This is a genomic window from Pedobacter sp. BAL39 (assembly GCF_000170795.1).
Lineage (GTDB): Bacteria > Bacteroidota > Bacteroidia > Sphingobacteriales > Sphingobacteriaceae > Pedobacter.
In genome coordinates this window covers 105,524-125,535 of the sequence record NZ_ABCM01000008.1, presented here as the reverse complement: position 1 = coordinate 125,535, position 20,012 = coordinate 105,524, and the positions used below count along the sequence as shown (strand labels likewise).

The 20,012-nt window shown below is 46.7% G+C and carries 17 protein-coding genes; 9 read left to right on the top strand and 8 right to left on the bottom strand.

Annotation, left to right across the window (positions count from 1 at the left end; translation table 11 throughout):
• Positions 1-14 precede the first annotated feature (14 nt).
• Complete coding sequence (locus tag PBAL39_RS12230) at positions 15-599, top strand: RNA polymerase sigma factor (protein WP_008241833.1); 585 nt, start codon at positions 15-17, stop codon at positions 597-599.
• Complete coding sequence (locus PBAL39_RS12225) at positions 596-1,102, top strand: hypothetical protein (RefSeq protein WP_008241831.1); 507 nt, start codon at positions 596-598, stop codon at positions 1,100-1,102. Before PBAL39_RS12230 ends, PBAL39_RS12225 begins: the two co-directional genes overlap by 4 nt.
• A gap of 5 nt (positions 1,103-1,107) precedes the next feature.
• Here the strand turns inward: PBAL39_RS12225 and PBAL39_RS12220 are convergent, their stop codons facing one another.
• Both PBAL39_RS12220 and PBAL39_RS12215 read right to left on the bottom strand, forming a co-directional pair.
• The gene (locus PBAL39_RS12220) at positions 1,108-1,662 is read right to left on the bottom strand and encodes a DUF2911 domain-containing protein (protein WP_008241828.1); all 555 of its coding nucleotides are present in this window, start codon (positions 1,660-1,662) and stop codon (positions 1,108-1,110) included.
• A 54-nt stretch (positions 1,663-1,716) separates the two neighbouring features.
• Positions 1,717-1,899: a hypothetical protein gene (locus PBAL39_RS12215; RefSeq protein ID WP_008241826.1), complete on the bottom strand. Its 183-nt coding sequence runs from the start codon at positions 1,897-1,899 to the stop codon at positions 1,717-1,719.
• Positions 1,900-2,127: 228 nt separating this feature from the next.
• Between PBAL39_RS12215 and PBAL39_RS12210 the strand changes: the two genes are divergently transcribed.
• The 6 genes from PBAL39_RS12210 to PBAL39_RS12185 all read left to right on the top strand — a co-directional run bounded on the left by PBAL39_RS12210 (position 2,128) and on the right by PBAL39_RS12185 (position 11,329).
• On the top strand, positions 2,128-2,751 hold the full coding sequence (locus PBAL39_RS12210; protein WP_008241824.1) for a TetR/AcrR family transcriptional regulator: 624 nt from the start codon (positions 2,128-2,130) through the stop codon (positions 2,749-2,751).
• The gene (locus PBAL39_RS12205; protein WP_008241823.1) at positions 2,748-4,061 is read left to right on the top strand and encodes a TolC family protein; all 1,314 of its coding nucleotides are present in this window, start codon (positions 2,748-2,750) and stop codon (positions 4,059-4,061) included. Before PBAL39_RS12210 ends, PBAL39_RS12205 begins: the two co-directional genes overlap by 4 nt.
• A 21-nt stretch (positions 4,062-4,082) precedes the next feature.
• Positions 4,083-5,126, top strand: a complete 1,044-nt coding sequence (locus tag PBAL39_RS12200; RefSeq protein ID WP_008241820.1) for an HlyD family secretion protein — start codon at positions 4,083-4,085, stop codon at positions 5,124-5,126.
• A 4-nt stretch (positions 5,127-5,130) separates the two neighbouring features.
• Positions 5,131-6,678 (top strand): DHA2 family efflux MFS transporter permease subunit, encoded by a 1,548-nt coding sequence (locus tag PBAL39_RS12195; RefSeq protein WP_008241818.1) that lies wholly within the window; start codon positions 5,131-5,133, stop codon positions 6,676-6,678.
• A 266-nt stretch (positions 6,679-6,944) separates the two neighbouring features.
• Positions 6,945-9,533, top strand: coding sequence for a phosphoenolpyruvate carboxylase (locus PBAL39_RS12190; RefSeq protein WP_008241816.1), 2,589 nt, complete (start codon positions 6,945-6,947; stop codon positions 9,531-9,533).
• 602 nt (positions 9,534-10,135) lie between these two features.
• Positions 10,136-11,329 carry a thioredoxin family protein gene (locus PBAL39_RS12185; RefSeq protein ID WP_008241814.1) on the top strand — a complete coding sequence of 398 codons (1,194 nt, stop codon included), beginning with the start codon at positions 10,136-10,138 and terminating at the stop codon, positions 11,327-11,329.
• A gap of 534 nt (positions 11,330-11,863) precedes the next feature.
• Here the strand turns inward: PBAL39_RS12185 and PBAL39_RS12180 are convergent.
• The 6 genes from PBAL39_RS12180 to PBAL39_RS12155 form a co-directional block, all read right to left on the bottom strand.
• A complete protein-coding gene (locus tag PBAL39_RS12180; protein ID WP_008241812.1) occupies positions 11,864-12,448 on the bottom strand; it encodes a carboxymuconolactone decarboxylase family protein in 585 nt (194 codons plus the stop codon).
• 76 nt (positions 12,449-12,524) lie between these two features.
• The gene (locus tag PBAL39_RS12175; protein ID WP_008241811.1) at positions 12,525-13,070 is read right to left on the bottom strand and encodes a peroxiredoxin; all 546 of its coding nucleotides are present in this window, start codon (positions 13,068-13,070) and stop codon (positions 12,525-12,527) included.
• Positions 13,071-13,372: 302 nt separating this feature from the next.
• The gene (locus PBAL39_RS12170; protein WP_008241810.1) at positions 13,373-15,760 is read right to left on the bottom strand and encodes a prolyl oligopeptidase family serine peptidase; all 2,388 of its coding nucleotides are present in this window, start codon (positions 15,758-15,760) and stop codon (positions 13,373-13,375) included.
• A 270-nt stretch (positions 15,761-16,030) separates the two neighbouring features.
• Entirely contained in the window at positions 16,031-17,290 is a 1,260-nt protein-coding gene (locus tag PBAL39_RS12165) for an FAD-dependent oxidoreductase (protein ID WP_008241809.1), read from the bottom strand.
• Between the two features lie 98 nt (positions 17,291-17,388).
• Positions 17,389-18,219: a 4,5-DOPA dioxygenase extradiol gene (gene ygiD, locus PBAL39_RS12160; RefSeq protein ID WP_008241808.1), complete on the bottom strand. Its 831-nt coding sequence runs from the start codon at positions 18,217-18,219 to the stop codon at positions 17,389-17,391.
• Between the two features lie 364 nt (positions 18,220-18,583).
• A complete protein-coding gene (locus PBAL39_RS12155) occupies positions 18,584-19,156 on the bottom strand; it encodes a YceI family protein (protein WP_008241805.1) in 573 nt (190 codons plus the stop codon).
• Between the two features lie 117 nt (positions 19,157-19,273).
• Here PBAL39_RS12155 and PBAL39_RS12150 point away from each other — a divergent pair, with 117 nt between their 5' ends.
• Positions 19,274-19,984, top strand: a complete 711-nt coding sequence (locus tag PBAL39_RS12150) for a peptidylprolyl isomerase (RefSeq protein WP_008241796.1) — start codon at positions 19,274-19,276, stop codon at positions 19,982-19,984.
• Positions 19,985-20,012 lie beyond the last annotated feature (28 nt).

Sequence of the window (20,012 nt, the reverse complement as noted above, 5' to 3'; positions counted from 1 at the left end):
GCACCCATACAGGTATGACGCAACAGCAGTCCGACACAGACTTGATCAACGCAGTATTGGCAGGTAATACCGATGTCTATACTGAGCTGGTAAAGCGCCACCAGCGCTTTGTCTTTACCCTTGCCATGCGCTTTACCAAAAACAGGGAGGATGCAGAAGAGGTGGCACAGGACTGCTTTGTAAAGGCCTATCGCGCACTGGGCACCTTTCAGCAAAACTCAAAGTTCTCTACCTGGCTGTATACCATCACCTATACCACGGCCATGACCTTCCTGCGCAGGAAAAAGATGGATACCACTTCTATAGACGACGTTGAAAGTGGCATCCAGCTCCAGGACCGGAGCTCGACAGATGTTGACCTCCTCTCCGTAGAACGTAAATCCGGACATACCTGGCTGAATAACGCCATTGCGGCGCTTCCAGCCGATGATGCCGTCATCATCACCCTGTTCTACAAAGGGGAACAGAGCCTGGAAGAAATTGGGACAGCACTGCACATGAGCAGCAATGCCGTCAAAGTGAAGCTGCACCGCGCCAGGATCAGGTTGAAAGAAAAATTACAATATTTATTAAAAGACGAAGTAAAGGAGTTGTTATGACAACAATAGAAGAGGAAATCTGGGATTATATAGATGGTCATGGGACTGCAGCACAACTACAGGCAACGGCAGATAAGATTGTTACTGATGCAGCTTATGCGGCAATCTATCATGAGCTCCAGTCTGTACATCAGCAAATTGCAGAGATCGATCTCGATACGCCTTCCATGTCTTTCAGCAGGAATGTGATGGAACAGCTGAAATCAGAACCTGCACCGGTCAGGCTGCGCACAAAGGTCGACAAACGCATCATTTACAGCATCAGCGCCTTCTTCATCGCGTCGATTGCGTTCTTGCTTGCCGATATCTTTGGGCAGGTAAAAGGCAGTGCCTCCAGCTTTGATCTTAACCTTGACCTGGCTACGCAGGGTCTACGCCAAGCCGTCAGTCCTATGGTCCTGAAAGTTTTTCTATTTGTAGATGTCCTGCTGGCATTTGCTTACCTGGACACCCTGATGAAACGGCGGCTGAGAAATCACGACACAAAGAATTCCGTTAACTGAACGAACTAGTTGATCGCAACAGGTAATTCAACCCAGACCTTATCCCATGCAATCACCAGATTGACACCTTTTGGCTCCGTCCTGAAAGTCATAGATAAGGTTTCAACGGGCTCCTTAACGGACTTCACAGGAACCTTTACCCGGACCACATCTTTCGACTGGTCGTAAGTGAACGCTCCCCAACGGTCTGTTTGTTTGTTGATGATGATGGTCCATTCTTCCTGCCCCGGGATCGCAAAGAGACTGTAACTGCCGGCCTTGATTTTCTTGCCACCAATCAATGCCGTTTTGAAAAACTTGATTTCTGTATTCTCATTGGCCCCTGCACGCCATACTTTCCCATACTGCTCAAGAATACCAAAGATGTCACGCCCTTTCCTTGTTGGACGTGAATAAATTACCCTCAGCAATGGCATACTGCCATCTTTTACCTTCGCCGCATTTAATGGATAATAAACGATGTCTGCCGGACTTGCGTCTACAGCAGGCAATTTGAGCTCTTGTGCTTCAGCAACAAGTGTGAACAGCCCGAACAGGGCAATCAGAGCCAATCTTCTCATGTGAAAATTATTGGAATGGCCTTTTGGGAAAGCCAAAATTTAAAAGGCAAAAAATTAATATACCCGTCCCTTAACGATAGAGTTCAAGAAAACTGCACCGAAGATGAATCCGATAATCCCACCTAAAATTGACCAGCCAAAGCTGCCGGAAATGATGGCTGCAGTTAATATGCCGAAAAACAGTCCTAAAACGTAGTAAACCCAGTCAAAATTGTTTTTGTTCTCTTGATTTGTCATTGTATGTATACTTAAGCCCCAAAGATATTCATTTATTTTAAAATAGAAAGCATCCGGAGTTTACCAGAGCCAACACCTCACAGTTTTGTTTCATGTTTAAACGATTAAGCTAAACGGTATTCCTCAGATTACTGACTCTTGTCAGCAATTCGTCAATTATTAGAAATCGATTAGTGTTTCTTAAAATTGATCAATCGATTGATTAATTTTGTCCCATCAAATCAAGTAATGGAAAAAGAAGATAAAAGAGCTAATATCCTGGAAGCCGCGGAGCGGTTATTCATGGAGCTAGGTTACGAAGGTACTTCTACCAGGCAAATTGCCAAAGAAGCCGGCGCTAACATGTCGATGATCAACTATTACTTCGGTTCCAAGGAAGGGGTATTCATGGAAATCATGTCCGACCGTGTGAAGGTCTTCAGGACCGTCATCGAAAGCGTCAGCCAGGACAACCTCACCGCCATGCAGAAATTGCTGAAGGTGATGGAAGGATATGCCAGGAAAATCCTTTGCAACCCGGGTTTACACAAGATGATGCACAGGGAGCTCTCCCTGTCACAGCGCCCGGAGATGTTCTCCACGATCAAAAATGCCATGGCGGAAAACATCGCCGTCATAGAAAAGATCATCAGGGAAGGAATCGAAGAGGGCCAGTTCAGGCCTGCTGTGGACATCAGGATGTTAATCGCCACCATCATGGGCACCATCAGTTATGTCACCAACTCCCCCGCGAAGATTACCTCGGGAACGAGCCTGGACATCAACAAACCGGAGGACAGGGACGCCATCACTGAACGGATGATCAGTCACCTGCAAGACCTCATCATCACATACTTAACACCCAAAAAATGACACACCGTATTAAATTCAGCATCGTCGCTTTCCTTCTGCCGGGAATGTTATATGCGCAACAAACTAAAAACCTCAGCCTGAATGAGGCAATCCAGCTGGGGATTGAAAACAGCAAAAACCTGAAGCGCTCACAAAATAAAATTGATCTTGCCGTTTCCAGACTGGCCATGGTGAAAGATGAAGCGCTGCCAACAGCAACAACGTCATTCCTTTACAACCACGCGGAAATTCCCACCAACACATTGGTGATTGGCGGCGGCGATCCATTCCAGCTGCCCAAACGGGCAGATGCCTTTGTGGGCACGGCGTCTGTAAAAGAACTGATCTACGGCGGCGGGAAACTCAAATATGCAGAAGCTTCTACAAAGCTGCTCACTGAAGTGGCCCAGCTGGATGCCGATAAAGACAAAGAGGAGATCAGCTATGCCGTGATCAACACATACTATGCGCTTTACAAAGTGCTTCAAAGCAAAAAAGTCGTTGTGCAGAACCTGGAGTCCATCGAGAGCCAGCTTAAACAATCGCAGCGTTTCTTTGAACAGGGAATTGTTACTAAAAACGACGTGCTTCGTTTCCAGCTGCAGAAAGCAAATGTATCCCTGACGGACCTTGAAATTGAGAACAACAGAAAAATCATCAACTATAACCTGGATGTACTACTTGGCATCGACGAGAATACTGAAGTTGTACCTGCAGAACCTGAAACAGGATCCAAAACATTGGCGCCACTCAGCGGATATATGGACATGGCATTCGGCAACAGGCAGGAGATCAAACAATTTGATCTGAATACCAAAGTTGCAGACTTAAACATCAAATCGGTAAAGGCCAACACGTTGCCAACCGTCGGACTGGGTGCTGACCTTTACTATATCAATCCAAGCGGCAAGTTTATCCCGCCAACAGATCAGTTCATCATGCCCATCACCCTGGGTGCCAACATCTCCTGGAACATAGGAAACCTATGGACCAACAAACACAAGGTGACGGAAGCACGCATCCAGCAAAAAGATGTCGGCCTACAGAAAGACATCTTCTCTGATGAGGTAAAAAAAGAAGTGAACAAAAACTACCAGGACTACCAGCTGGCCGTCAACAGGATCAGCGTACTGGAAACCTCTATTGCGCAGGCCACAGAAAACGATAAGTTGCTGGCTTCAAAATACAAAAACAATGTAGCCTCAGCCATCGACAGAATCGATGCGGAGACCTTGCTCTACCAGGCAAAAATCAACCTGGAGATCGCGAAGGCTGATGCCGGACTTGCCTATTACACCTTATTGAAATCCACAGGAAAAATTTCCCAGTAAAAACCTTTTTATACAAAAACAATGACAACTGAAACGAAAAAAAAGAATAAAGTTATTCCCATCATATTAGGGGTTTTAATTATCATCGGTGCCATTTTTGGTACCAGAGAATACATCTACTACAGCAAACACGTAGATACAGATGATGCACAGATTGATGGCGACATCAGTCCGGTAGTGGCACGTGTGGGAGGTTATGTGCAGGACATCAACTTTGAAGAAAACACCATGGTAAAAGAAGGTGATGTGCTGGTAAAACTGGACGATCGCGACTATAAAGTGAAAGTGGAACAGGCGGAGGCAGGTCAGGTGGGCGCGAACGCCGGTGTTGGCGTTTCTCAATCGCAGATCATCGCTACGCAAGCCAATACCAGCACTGCAAAGGCCAATATTGATGCGGCAAGGGTAAAATTAAACCTCGCCCAAAAGGACTATGCCCGTTATGCCAACCTGGTGAAAGACGGATCGATCACCCAGCAGCAGTTTGACCAGGCAAAAGCAGAAAAAGAGTCTGCTGAAGCCGCATTCAAGGCAGCAACAGACCAATATACCGCAGCGCTGAAACAAGTAGGTACGACACAATCGCAGCTGGCGGTAAGCAACAGCGGTGTCACCCAACGCCAGTCGGATGTGGACTTCGCCAAGCTTCAGCTATCCTATACCGACGTTAAAGCTCCTGCAACGGGTATCGTTTCCAAAAAGAACATCCAAAAAGGACAGCTGATCGCCGCCGGACAAGCATTATTCTCTATCGTCAATGAAAACAGCATTTACGTAACCGCGAATTTTAAGGAAACACAGCTGGAAGACATCACCCCCGGACAGAAAGTAAAAATTGAGGTGGATGCCTATCCTAATGATGAAGTGATTGGTGAAGTGTACAACTTCGCGCCGATCACGGGAGCAAAAGGATCCCTGCTGCCTCCTGACAATGCCACCGGAAATTTCGTGAAAGTAGTACAGCGCATACCTGTAAAAATTAAGATCACCAAAGCACAGAAAGACATCCTGGCGAAGTTGCGTCCCGGCATGAGTGTTAAGGTATCTGTTTCAATAAAAGACTAATAAAATGGCCGAAAAAGGTTTAAAAAAGTGGGTCATCACGTTTACCGTCATCACCGCCTCCCTGCTGGAGCTGATTGATACGACGATCGTCAACGTGGCGATCCCCCAGATCCAGGGTAACCTGGGGGCAACCCTTGAGGATGTCGCCTGGTTATCAACGGGCTATGCGGTGGCAAATGTCATCGTATTGCCCATGTCCGGATGGCTCGGCAGCCGCTTCGGACGCAAAAATTATTTCCTGTTTTCCATCATTCTCTTTACTATAGCTTCCTTTCTTTGCGGAAATGCCACCAACCTGGAGGAACTGATCGTCTTCCGTATCCTGCAGGGTATTGCCGGTGGGGGGCTCATCTCCACCGCTCAGGCCATCCTAATTGAAACCTGGCCGCGTGAAGATGTGGGTATTGCCACAGCCCTCTTCGGTCTTGGTGCTGTAGTGGGTCCTACTGTAGGGCCAACCATCGGCGGATACCTGCTGGAAGTCAGCTCGTGGCCATGGATCTTCTACGTAAACATCCCGATAGGGATCCTCGCCGCCTACTGTACCTATGCCTTCGTCAGAGAAACGCCGAAAGACGGTAAAGGTATGCCGGTCGACTGGTGGGGTATCGTTTTACTGGCAGTGGCTGTAGGTAGTCTGCAGACAGTTCTTGAAAAAGGAGAAAGCGAAGACTGGTTTGCTACCCCATATATCACGGCCCTTGCGGTAACTTCCGTGCTTGGCGTCTTGCTGTTCATCTGGCGTGAGCTGAGTACAGACCATCCTATCGTTAACTTCAAGATCATGAGACACAGGAGTTTCTCCATTGGGATGGTCACCTCCTTTATCCTGGGCTTCGGCCTTTACGGATCGGTGTTCGTCTTTCCGATTTTCTGTCAGAACCTACTTGGGTTCTCGCCGTTGCAAACGGGCGAGCTCCTCTTTCCAGGTGGTTTGTGTACGATTGTCATGATGCCCTTCATTGGGATCATGCTGAAGAAAAACATCCCCGCGCAGTTCATGGCAACCATCGGTATGTTCCTCTTCTTCGTGTTCTGTTCCATGCTCAGCAAGTCCACCCTCCAGTCTGGCGAAGGTGATTTCTTCCTCCCGCTGGTGATCCGTGGTATCGGAATGGCACTGCTGTTCGTACCACTGACCACGCTGGCGATCCAGGATCTTAAAGGTGCAGAAATCGGCCAGGGATCGGGACTGAACAACATGATGAGGCAGCTGGGTGGTTCTTTCGGAATCGCCGCACTGACGACCATGATCCACGTCAGACAAGGCTTTCACCGCAGCAACCTGCTGGTCAATGTCAACGAATACAATACGGCATTCACCGACAGGCTGAATGGCTTCATCAGGAAGTTTATGGCCGAAGGATATACTTTCCTGGATGCAAAAGCCTTGGGCATTAAAGCAATTGAAGGTACTGTAACACGTCAGACCATGTTGCTCACCTATAGTGATGCGTACTGGATCGCCGGACTGGTGCTGCTCTGCTCCATCCCATTGTTATACCTCCAGAAGTTCAAGAAAAATGTAGAGGTGCCTGCAGATCTCCACTAAGGTTCTGCTCCTTCAGATTATATTTTCATAAAAAAGCCGTTAAGAAATTCTTAACGGCTTTTTTATCCCAAAAAAAATTAATTATTAATTTTCAGCAATTAGCACGCTCATTATACTAAAAGCTTTCATACTTTTAAAAGGACGCTTATCCTCTGTTCTACTAAGTTACGCAATCTACAGAAAAGATCAAAATAATTTTACTGCGCTTTTACTCAGTTTTTCGGAACTTTTTACTAGCTTGATCGCGAATCAATATACTTTTACAAATGATGCAGAAATTACGTGCAAAAGGCCAGCGTGAATCATTGTTTAACAACGAAGTGATCTCCCGTTTTCAGTTATACAACAGCCTTTTCCTTACCCTTCCGTTCTACAAGATCAAAGACACCGGTACTTTGCTCCCCCTTTTTATCAAATATTGTGAAGATGGAGTCAATAAGCGGGAGAAACCGGCAGAAATTATCGATGCCTTCTTTAAAAAGTATACGCAAAATAATAGTACCAAAGACATCATCGACCTGCTGTTCCGTTTTATCCAATACATCGAGCGTCAGGTGGTACTTTTTGATGCGGTTGAAGATGCCTCATTCAATAAACTGAATGCGGATGAAGAACACAGTGCCCTGCTGTCTTACCTTAAAAAAGGGGTAGACAACGCGTCACTCAACAACAAAATAGAGAAGCTCATTGAAGAATTTTCCATGCGCCTGGTGCTGACGGCCCACCCTACCCAGTTTTATCCGGGCAGCGTCCTGTCTATCATCACCGACCTCACCGCGGCCATCAAGAAAAATGACATCTCCAGCATAGACCTTCTGCTGCAGCAGCTGGGAAAAACGCCTTTCTTTAACAAGAAATCGCCAACGCCGGTAGATGAAGCACTCAGCCTCGCATGGTACCTGGAAAACGTATTCTACTTCGCCGCCGCCAACATCCAGTCGGAAGTGGACAAAAGCCTGAATGACTATAACCTGGAGTCTAAAAAGATCATTGAATTGGGCTTCTGGCCTGGGGGCGACAGAGATGGAAATCCAAACGTGCACATCGACTCTACCATCCAGGTGGCCCGAATGCTGCGCCAGATACTCTTCAGGTGTTACTACCGCGATTTCAAAAACCTGAAACGACGCATCACCTTCAGAGGGGTCGAAGATGACCTCGCCCTGATCCATGACGTGCTCTATAAAAATGCTTTTGATCCCAATACAGGCTCAGAAAATATCGCTGAGTTCCTGATTGAACACCTCAATAAAATTAAAACGACCCTCAATGATGGTCATGATGGCCTCTTTACAGATGTGGTCTCCGACCTCATTCGCAAGGTAGAGCTCTACGGCAGCCACTTTGCTTCCCTTGACATCAGACAGGACAGCAGGATCCTTAGGGACGTACATACTTATTGCCGCAATAACAAGCCGCTGGTATCCATATTTCCTGAAAATTATGATGAGCTCAGTGAAGCGGAAAAAATTGACACCATGGTCTTTAAAAGTGCCAAGATCAACTTCACACAGGAGCCAGACCCCCTGACATTGGATACGCTGCAGACCATCGCCGAAATTAAACAGATCCAGCAAAGCAATGGCGAGCTGGCCTGCCATAGGTTCATCATCAGCAACTGCCAGGAAGCAAGCGACATCCTGCAGCTCATAGAACTTTTCCTCTGGAACGGATGGACGGAAGATGAACTGACAGTAGACTTCGTGCCGCTCTTTGAAACAGTCCATGACCTCGAAGGTGCTGCCGAAATTATGGAAACACTTTACAGTCATCCTTTCTATAAAAAACACCTGGAAAGCAGAGGCGGAAAACAACACATCATGCTTGGCTTCTCCGACAGCACCAAGGACGGAGGTTACCTGATGGCCAACTGGTCCATCTTCAATGCCAAGGTATCCCTCACCGCAACGGCCAACAAACACAACATCCAGCTGGCCTTCTTCGACGGCAGAGGTGGCCCTCCTTCTCGAGGCGGCGGCAAAACCCACCGCTTCTACGCCTCCATGGGCAAGGAAATCGCCAACAAAAATATCCAGCTGACCATCCAGGGACAAACCATCAGCTCCCAGTATGGCTCCATCGATAGTGCCGAGTTTAACATCGAACAGATGATCAACGCAGGGATCTCCGCAGGGATGAAAGAGACACACAACATCCTCCTGGACCCTTTGCATAAAGACCTGCTCGACAATATGGCCCGCGACAGCTATGAGGCCTTTGTCAGCCTCCGCAAACACCCGCTCTTCCTCAGCTACCTGGAGAAATTCTCGCCGCTGACGTTGCTGTCTAAAATTACCATCAGCAGCAGACCGGTAAAAAGAAACTCCGGTGAAGCCCTCAAACTGGAAGACCTGCGTGCCATCAGCTTCGTGACGGCATGGAGTCAGCTGAAACAAAACATACCGGGCTTCTATGGTATTGGTACGGCCCTTAAAAATCAAAAAGAAAAAGGTAACTGGGACAATATCGTCAAGACTTACCAGGAATCGGGATACTTTAAAACCATCATCGACAATTGCATGATGTCCATGAGTAAGTCCGACTTCGCCATCACGGCACACTTTGCCAACGATAAGGAATATGGCGACTTCTGGAAAATGCTCCATGATGAGTTTGAGCTGTCTAAAAATATGCTGCTGAGCCTTTCGGGACATGAGACGCTCATGGAAAATTACCCAGTCGAAAAGCGCTCCATTGCCGTCAGGGAAAAGATCGTACTTCCTTTGGTGCTCATCCAGCATTATGCGCTTGAACAGCTGCAAAACGACCCTGAAGGCGCGGAAAAGCAAGCCTTCGAGAAACTGGCGATCCGCACAGTTTACGGAATCGTGAATGCGGGCCGAAATCTCGCATAAAAAAGGGGTTGTGTTTTTCATCCTCGAATATTTGCTGAAGGGCAAATCTTCGCATGTCTTCAAAACACAACCCCTTTTTTAACATTCTACATTAGCGGTACGCATTAGATGATGCGTTACCAGTGTTTTATAGCCAGCTTCCGCTGGCTTTTTTTGCGTCAGGGAGTTTTTTGCTGTTGCAATAGCCGATATGCTGAAGATCCCGGAGGACGTAAAGTACTTTTCACCTGAGGAATTCCGCGGTCCAAATATGGAGCATATCCGAAGGTTAGGCAGATGTGAGGTGTTTTTGGAAGATGTTTACAAAAGGTTTGCCGACATGTTATATTTATTGTGTTAAGTGATCTGGGTGGCTATGCAATAACGAAGGTTCAATGAATAGTTCCTAGTATGTTTTTGGATTAAGAGTAATGATCAGGTAAAGCATGGCTTATCGGGTAAGAATAATTTTGCGAGCAAGAATGATTCGATAAATTACGATGGTTTACAAAAAAAGAATGGCTCGGAAAGTAAATAATGCTTTACAAAATGGCAGCGGAAGTGTTTTTTATTTAGCTTGCTTTTTTAAATTAGCTTGCTTTCATCAATCTTCTTATACGCCTATGCAATTCCATAAAATCGGCAGTCATACTAAGGTGGTCCTTGTGCTGGGACTGATGACGTCGCTGACAACAGCTCACGCACAGTCAGGATCGCAACGGGTCGAGATGACAGCTTCGAGACCAACTTATACACAGGTGCTGGAGACTTCCATTCAGGAAGCCAGAAAGACCCGTAAAAATGTATTGATAGAATTCTATTTTGACGGATGTACCGGATGTGAGTTCATGAAAAAAAAGATACTTCTTCGGCCACAGGTACAGCAGCAGCTTTCGCAGAATTTTATTGTTGCCCGGGTCAATGGCTTGAAAGATGATGGCCGTGACCTCGCCGGCAGATACCAGGTGCAGACCTACCCGAGCTACATTGCCATCAGGGATGATGGTAGGCCCTACTACCGGATTACGGGTGCCAGTACCAGCCCCGAACGTTTCCTTGATCAGCTCCAGAGCATAATGAAAACATCCGGAAATACGGCTGACATGACCTCCCTGGCTGAGGACTATGAGCTGCATAAATATGATCCGGGTTTTGTTGGCAGCTACCTGGAAAGCCTCAAAGCTCAGGGTGATCGTTCCGGCAAAGGACAGAAGGCCTTTGATACCTGGTTTGCTAAAGCTGATCCCAACGAAATACTGCAGGACTCCCTGCAACAGGTATTGCTGCTGAACAACGTTTCCAGTGTCAGGTCGGCACAATTCAGATTCCTCAACGCGCAGAAGGCTGCCCTCGCAAAAAAACATGGCAGGGAAAACGTTGAGGAAGCACTCGCCATGGCCATCGGGAGCTCACTCGAAAATGAACCGGATGCCCTCGACCGAACGGATATCGATAACATCATTTCCTTTATCAGGGAATCTACCATGATGCCCGAAGCTGATAAACTGCTCACAATTGAAGATCTGGAAATTTCCTACACCATTACACATAAAGAAACAGAGAAAGTCTTAGAAGCGATTAAAATGGCTTTTGACCGGCAATTGCTGAGAGCTGAGCATGCCGACGCTAAAGAACGCGACAACATCCTCGGCGATCTCCTGCTGCGCATCAACAACAATGTCCTGCCCAGACTCCAAACACAACCCTCAGCGGAGATCAAAACCATATTAAAGGACTACCTCTTGAAAATCGAAGGTCTGACCGCGGAAAGTCAGCTCAGCAAACTTGTAAAGACAAAACTGGATCAACAGAAATAGAACAAACAGCGATAAGGTCAGGTTGATCAAGCCGACGACATACAATATCAATCCGACCACATAAAATAACGACTCACAATAAAATAAGGAATCACACAACGTAATAAGAACAGGAAACCACAACTTAATTTTCTGCCAAAGTTGGGCGACAATACAAAGGCAGTAGAGTAATGACCCCCTTAGATGGTGAGACCACAAAAAAGAATGCGGGGACAAGTATTAACTATGGCGTCGGCAATAAATAAAACCTCAAGTGCGGTCAAACATCCCGAATTGCACGTCGTCCACCCCTGTCCCTCTCTATGATGTAATCGCCCCCTGCAGGGATCATATTCCGACACCCCGGTTACCATAAGACGCTTTACTGAGCTCCCTGCAAAAAAAAAGAAACATACTGTGAGCGGCATAGAAACGTTTGCGCCCTTCAGCGCAAGCTTTTCAGCCGCGAATCGTATGTTTCTTTTTTTTCCTCCCGCGCCAGACAAAGCAACAAATGCTAAATACCAGCTCCGGAAGACAAATTCTGCACAAGGACTAATAAATCACTTTTCCCGCTGACGTGACGATGGACGCAATACGTACCGCATCGAAGATGCGCTCTTCTGTTGCACCAAGGCCAAGAATTGACTTCTCATGTGCATTTACACACATTTCACATCCGTTAACGGCTGATACAGCAATACTCATTAACTCGAAAAACTCTTTCCCTGTTACCGGGCTACTCATAATCTGCATGCGTACACGTGCAGGGATCTGCGTATATTTCTCTTTTCCCGTAAAATGACGGAAACGGTAAAATACGTTGTTCAGAGCCAGCAATGAAGCACATGCTGCGGCTTCACCGATTTCCTCAACAGTAGCTTCTTTGCTCAGTGCCAGCTTCTCGAAGAAATCAATCAGCACTTTATTGTTGTTGTTTACGGCGATGCTCAGTGCCAGCAGCGCACATTCCTTCTCCGTCATGTGCGAAGAGGTAAAGGTGCTGCTAAAGTTTAACTTCAGATCACGCACGTATCTTGAACTGCCCTTTTCCAAAAGGCCAAGGCTCTCGTTTCTATAATCTGTATCCAGGCCTACAACGGCCAGTAATTCCTGTATGGTTTCTGTAACTTCAGTCATGATATCGAATATTTAGGGTAAAAGAAATCCCTGCAAAAATGCATTTTACAGGGATTCTTTATTTAAAACAGTAAAATTATACGGTTAATGTTTCCTGACCTTTTTCCCAGTTGCAAGGGCAAAGCTCGTCAGTTTGTAAAGCATCAAGTACTCTCAAAACTTCTTTCACATTACGGCCAACGCTAAGGTCGTTTACACTTACCCAACGAACAATACCCTGAGGATCGATGATGAACGTAGCACGGAACGCGATTTTCTCATTAGGCTCCAGGATGTCCAATGCCTCAGCAAGAGATTTAGAAGTATCAGCAAGCATTGGGAATTTCAAACCACGAAGGTCATCATGGTTGTGTCTCCAAGCCAGGTGAACGTTTTCTGAATCTGTAGAAGCACCGATCAAAGTAGTATCGCGATCACGGAATTCACCATAGTTGGCGTTGAATTCAGCGATTTCTGTAGGGCAAACAAAAGTAAAATCTTTTGGCCACCAGAACATGCAAGTCCATTGATTGTTTTCGTTGATTAATGAGTCAGATGTAAGGGTTTCGAATTCTTTACCCTTTTCAATGCTAACTACTGCGGTTTTCGAGAATGATGGAAATTGTTGTCCTATGTTTATCATAATTTTTTTTTTCGTTGCACAAAGGTAAACCTATATCTGCTCAATTGCAACGAATCTCCAGACATTCCAGATACTTATTACCAATAACCATATAAACAAAATCTATAATTGCCCTTCTTAAATTAGATTGCATCTATTCTTTATTGTGGAACTTCTCCATGCCACCCATCACCTTATTATTCACCTAAATCGCTTTTTTTCTTTGATTTAGGAAGGCCATGTTGTAGCGACGCAAGCCTTATAGCGTCGTAACTTTATGTATCAGCAGATTTTGGTGCAGTTTGCCTGCTGATATTTTTCGGTTACCGTTTCAATGTGGTTTCAAACAATTTAAAAATGCGCTTATACTCATCGGTCCAGCTACTCGGCTCCACAAAGCCATGGTCTTCTACCGGATAGACCGCCAGCTCCCACTTGTTCTTCCCAAGCTCAATCAGGCGCTGGGACAACCTCACGATGTCCTGAAAATGTACATTTACATCTACCATTCCATGACACATCAGCAGGTCACCTTTTAAGCCCGAGGCGAAATAAATTGGTGAACTGCGCTTGTACGACAGCTCATCGTTGTAGGGTTCATTGAGGATATTGGACGTATACCCATGGTTATAATGCGCCCAATCGGTCACCGACCGCAGCGCAGCACCGCTGGCAAACACATCGGGTTCATTGAACAAGGCCATCAGTGTGATGAATCCGCCATAAGAACCACCATACAGACCCACATGTTTAGGGTTCACCTGATAACGCTCTACCAGCATTTTTACGCCGTCTACCTGATCGCTCAGGTCTTTTCCGCCCATATGCCGGTAGATCCCCGTACGATGGTCCCTGCCGTAACCGGAGCTTGCGGTGTAATCAATATCAATCACCGTATACCCATTGTCAGCAAGCAGGTTATTGAACATGTACTCCCGCGAATACTGGCTCCACCAGTAGTGCACATTCTGAAGATAACCGGCGCCATGTACGAATACGACTGCAGGATGGTTGGGGTGAGGGTTTGCCGCAGGGTATACTCTCGCATAGACATCAGCACCATAACGGTTCCTAAACAATACGAGCTCCGGCTGCCGCCACTTGTAGGCGTTAAACTCAGCGCTGGTCGACTGCGTCACCTGTACTGCCTTTGCTCCTGCTTTATTGCGCTGCACATACAGCTCCCAGGGTTTGTCCATATAGGAATAGCGGACGGCCAGCCATTGTTCGTCCGGACTGAGCAGCACCTCATTGCCCCCCCTCATGTTGGTCAACCGCAAGGGCGCTCCACCCTCAACGCCAATCTTGTAGAAGTGGGTAATCCCAGGATGTTCCTTGTTGGCTATAAAATAGAATGTCCGTTTATCTTTCGACAGCTGCAGCTGCTGCACTTCCCATTTCCCGGAGGTCAGCTGTTTCTTCTTGCCACTGCGCAGGTCTGCAAGGTAAAGGTGGCTGTATCCTGATGCCTCGCTTTGGAAATAAATGCGGTTATCATCCAGCCAGTCAACATTCCATAGACCAATACCAGGCCCGCCGATCCAGGCCTCATCACGCTGGCGGTCAACCAGGCTTAGCGCACCTGTCAGCGCATCCAGCTTCAGGATCCACAGGTCCTTGTTGTCCTGTGCTTCCACCAGGACCACAGCAAGGCTGCCAGAGGCATTCCATTTGACCCCGGAAATGTTGACCTTGCGGTCTTCGTTCTTTTTCGTACGCTCTTCAAGCTGTTTCGGATAGTCCTTTACATAGTCCGGAAGCTGCCTGATCCCGGGAATGGTGCTGGTATTAATGACATAAACTGTATCCCGTACGCGGTCAAAAATGAAACTCTGGTACTCGGGCAGGGCATCACCCACCTTCGTTCGGGCCTCAATTTCCTCTGTAAAACCCGAGGATGTCACATAGTTGGGCACAACTGTCCCCTGAAGCTCCTTGGGAGAGATCACCAGTTTGTAGTTGATAAACCTTCCGTCAGGACTGACCACAACGGTCGACAGGAAGCCATTACCGAGGTAAATGGGCCGCGGCTCTTTTTCAGTCGGCTTTTGCCGGGCCGCGTTGGAACGTTTCAGCTCCTCCCCCTCTGCATTCCGCTCCCTAATGACGTCGAACAATGCCGTCTGATCGGCTTTCAGCCAGCTTTTTTGTGCATTACCCTCCCCTTCCGGCTCAGCCTTGTCGGGCTTTTTTCCCTTTACAAAATTGCTGAGCTGTGTGAGAATTCCTGTTTTCCTGTTCAGGCAGAAAAGATCCTGCCCACGCTGAAAAGCAATATCACCATTTAACAACAGCACAGGTTTGCTCTCCCTTTCCAGGGTATGGGTCAGCTGTTGAATCTTCCCGGTTTTAACCTCCATAAGATAGAGGTCACCGTCTTTCTCCCCAAGACGGATACCACCTTTGCCCACATCGCCAAAATCAAGACCAACAGCCTTGTCGCGGCTCTCTTCCTCGGTCTTACGCGGTTTAAAGGAGCTGCCCCCAATACCGATTTCAAAAATTTCGTTCTTCACCTTTCGCTCCGGATTCCAGTCAAAGAATAAGGACCTGCTGTCCGAAGACCAGGTTAAATTCGTGGGAGCTACTCCAATCCACTTCTGATCACTCATGATTTTTTCCACCGTAAGGCCTGTATTTGTTTGTCCAGAGACGACAGCTGGCGCATACACAAGGCTCCAGAATATGTTGAGTAAGTATATTTTTTTCATACGTGTTTTTTACTACTAGAAGACTTCTTATTACTATTAACTTTGGTTTGCTATTGTTAAAACTGGCTTGTTATTGTAAAATGGTGACCACTGGTTAAACCTTGTTTGCTATTAACTTCTGTTTATTGCGCTTAAAACCACTGTCCGTTTGGGATGCATTAAATTCTCTTTCCCGTTTAGTCACTCAGCACCGCGAAATCATCTTGCACCGCTAAGCTATCTTACACCCCCGGATTATCTTGTATCTATAGGTTATTCTGCCTCTTTAAGTTATCTTATTACCTTGCCTTCAGGACTAACATTGACGTCAAAAGGGTTCAGATAATCGTAGAGAATTACGGCAAACTCGATCCTGCTGACCACATGTTTCTCGTCGAAGGCACTTGTAAATGCATACCTGGATTTCCATTTTTTCTCTACTTCCTTACGCGTATTTTCCAGCGCTTTATTTCCCACCTTACTCACCAGATCCAGTGTAGATGCAATGGTCATCTCCGCAGGTTGATAATCGTCGAACCATAGCTGGGCTTTATAATAATAAGACTTGATGACATCCCTTACCTCCTCCGTTTGTACGGGTTGCGTTGGGAGAAAGGAAAATGCGTTCCCCTGCCCTCCGGCCTTCAGAAACCCAGATAAGCCCAAAAACTGAATGGCTTTCCAATTGGTATCCTGCGGATTAATATCATCAAAAGGCATCAGCGGCAGGCGATATTTGATCAATTCCGCCTGTATGGCTTTAAGGTTTGATAAAGAGGTTTTGGTATGATAGAAGACTGCATAGGCCCCTGTTGCTCCCGCGGCCTGACCTGAAGAAAAGACGTGCTGCTCTCCATTCAGGGAGATAAAGTTATTCTGAGCAGGATTAAAAAACTTATAAAGTGAAAGGTAAGCCGCTGTTTTTGTGCTTTCATTCAGAACGCCAGCAATGCTCGTGCGATACCTGAGGTCTTTATAGTCGATATCAGACCACAAAAGAGCTGTTTTTCCCAGACCAAGAGTTGCATTTACACGATCGGAAGGCCCTGCATCAATCAGCACGGCAGCTTTAATACGGCCGTCATCCTCCAGCTCCAGCGCCCAGCCGGAGCCGCTGGTCTTAATTCTGGTACAACGTGTCCGCGGAATGATACGCAGCTTTTTGGTACTGTCTGCCCAAGCTTTGATCACTGCATTTGCGCTGCTCTGGTCAACATACACTTCTGCACTGTCTTTCATTCCTTTAGCCTTACGCATGCGTTTCAGGAATTCCAACTCCAGCCCCGCAGCCATGCGCTTTCCCGGTTGCCGGAAAAATGTCCCCACTGTGGCACCATCTATATGAAACTCCTCTGCTTCCAGTAAAATAGTGGTTTCTACACCAGAGAAGGCCGACTGGAAGGCCGCGGCAATTGCAGCGTTGCCATTGCCCAGCACCACCACCCCTGTTTTCTGGTTTTTCTGTGCGTGGATGCCCGGTGTGACCAGCAGGGTCAGGACAAGGATTAGAAATGCTGTCTTAAAGCAGGTATTTTTAGTATCAGGCATCATAAATTTTCGCGATGGCAATGTCTCATGGGCAGCACATCAGCCGCCACAAAACATAAATATACACTTAGAAAATCAATGCTGCGTCAGAAATGCAATTTTCAGTCGCCGATCCTCAGGGAAGTCATCGTGAGCGACCCTCCGATAGCCTTGTCGTTGAATAACGACACCTTCTCCTGATCATTTTTTAAACCCAGCGTATAGATGAGCGGAAGGTAATGTTCTGGTGTCGGGATGGCCAGCATGGCGGCGCGCCCCAGCTGTTGATAGGAGATCAATGGCTGGTGGTCATTGTTCATGATCAGCTCTTTAAAACGTGTGTTTACCTCCAGGGCCCAGTCGTACCCACCACCATTCATCATTTCCCAGTTCAGCATCCGCAGGTTATGGACCATATTTCCACTCCCCATAATCAGCACTCCTTTTTTTCGGAGCTGATACAGCTCGGCAGCAATGCGGTAGTGTTCTTCCGGACTTTTGTTGTAATCAATGCTGAGCTGCAATACAGGTACATTCGCCTGAGGGTACATATGCCTGATGACTGTCCAGGCGCCATGGTCCAGGCCCCAGTCGTGATCCATCCCTACTGTAGTACTGTGGATCAGTGCCGCTGCCTCCTCAGCAACCAGTGGGCTGCCTGGTGCAGGGTATTCGACATTGAACAGCGCTTGGGGAAAGCCTCCAAAATCGTGGATGGTCTTTGGGAAATCCATGGCTGTCAGGTGTGTGCCGCTGGTAAACCAATGCGCAGAAACAACAATCACCGCTGTGGGTTGGGGAATGTCCCTCGCCATGGACGCCCATTGAGCACTAAACTCATTGTCTTCAATACCATTCATTGGTGAGCCATGACCCACAAACAGCACCGGCATCAGGTAGTCCATTTCTGGTAAGTTACTGCTGAACGTTTTAAATTGGGATAAGGTCGACATTACTTTGTTTTTATTTTCTTTTGATCATCATTCTTACCAGGCATCTCCTGCAACTGGATTTGTTCCTTTTTTCCGAATAATTTATGCTTACCGGAACACGTTATTGTTTTTTCGGAACGCATTATCTTTCAGAACAAATTATGCTTTTCCCAATGCATCACCTTTTCGAAACACATTGAGTTTAAAGGTTAACGGCCCAGCGCACTGCCATAAAGTCGTCATGCTGCCTGCAAAGTCCCTTTTTACAGGTTTTTACAAAAGCAGAAGGGCATTTGAACAGTTACTGATGCGGGGGTCAGTGGCGTTCAAATGCCCTCGTATATTTTTATAGCTGCCGAAAGCTGCTCCGGCAAGTCAGCAGGATTTATTTTGCCTGTGCAAATTCAAGGTTCAGGGAGATGGTGACATCTTTAGCTACGCCCATTCCTGTAGGATCATATTTGATGTTGTAGTCCAAACGGTTGATGGTAGTCGTTGCACCGAAACCTGCTTTAAGGTTTCCTTGCTGATCTTTAGCGGTACCACCATATACCACGGCAAACTTCACATCTTTAGTTACGTCACGGATGGTCAGCTTTCCAGCCAGCTCATATTTGTTTCCGGATAGTTTTTTGAAAGAAGAACTTACAAAAGTCATTGTTGGAAATTGTGCTGCATTGAAGAAATCATCAGATTTCAAGTGGTTATTACGTGGCTCAACGCGGGTATCAATGCTGTTTACGTCAACAGTAAAGTTGATTTTTGCATCGGTAAGGTCTACTTTAGAGGCTTCAACAGCACCATCAAATTTAGTGAAGGCACCATCTACAAATGAGATTCCCATGTGCTTTACAGAGAAATTCACGAAAGAATGCATCGGATCTACCGTCCATTTTGTTTGTGCGAAGGTCGCAGCGCTGATTGATATGGCAACCAGGAATAAAAATACCTTTTTCATAATTCTTTTCTTTAATGATGTCACAAAGATAAGCGGAATAAATAGCCACGTTATTGACCTATGATAAGAAAACGATTTGAAATATTTTAACTTTACCCTTTAAACTGACTCCTCATAATGAAGAAATTCTGGACCTTAATCCTCTGCATGTGCTTTTCTACTGCTTTTTCTGCTCGACCGGCGCATCAGTATGTCAGGATCACCACCACCAAGGGTTCTTGTATCATACAGCTCTATAATGAAACACCCCTGCACCGCGACAACTTTCTGAAGCTCACGAAATCAGGCTTTTACAATGGCACCTTGTTCCATAGGGTGATCAGGGATTTCATGATCCAGGGTGGTGATCCGGACTCTAAAAATGCGAAGGCCGAAGCTTCTCTTGGTGATGGCGACGTGGGGTATACCGTGCCGGCAGAGTTCCGCGACAGCATCTTTCATAAACGTGGGGTACTTGCCGCTGCAAGGGACGACAACCCCAAAAAGGCATCCAGCGGATGCCAGTTTTACCTTGTTCAGGGCAAAAAATTCAGCGATCAGCAGCTCGACGATGTGGAAACAAAACGGCTGAAATTCAAAATCCCGGCCCATCAGCGTGAAGTATACAAAAGTATTGGTGGCACACCCCACCTCGACCGGAACTATACGGCCTTTGGTGAAATTGTGCTGGGCGAAGAAATGATCGACCGCATAGCTGCAGTAAACACCGGTAAACAGGACCGGCCCCTGCAGGACGTCAGCATGACCATTACCGTACTCAAACGCAGTAAGGCCCGCAAGCTGGAAAAGGCCATGCGCAACCACCAGCTGGAAAAATTCAGAATGTAAGACCCAACTCAAACCAACAATTTATAAA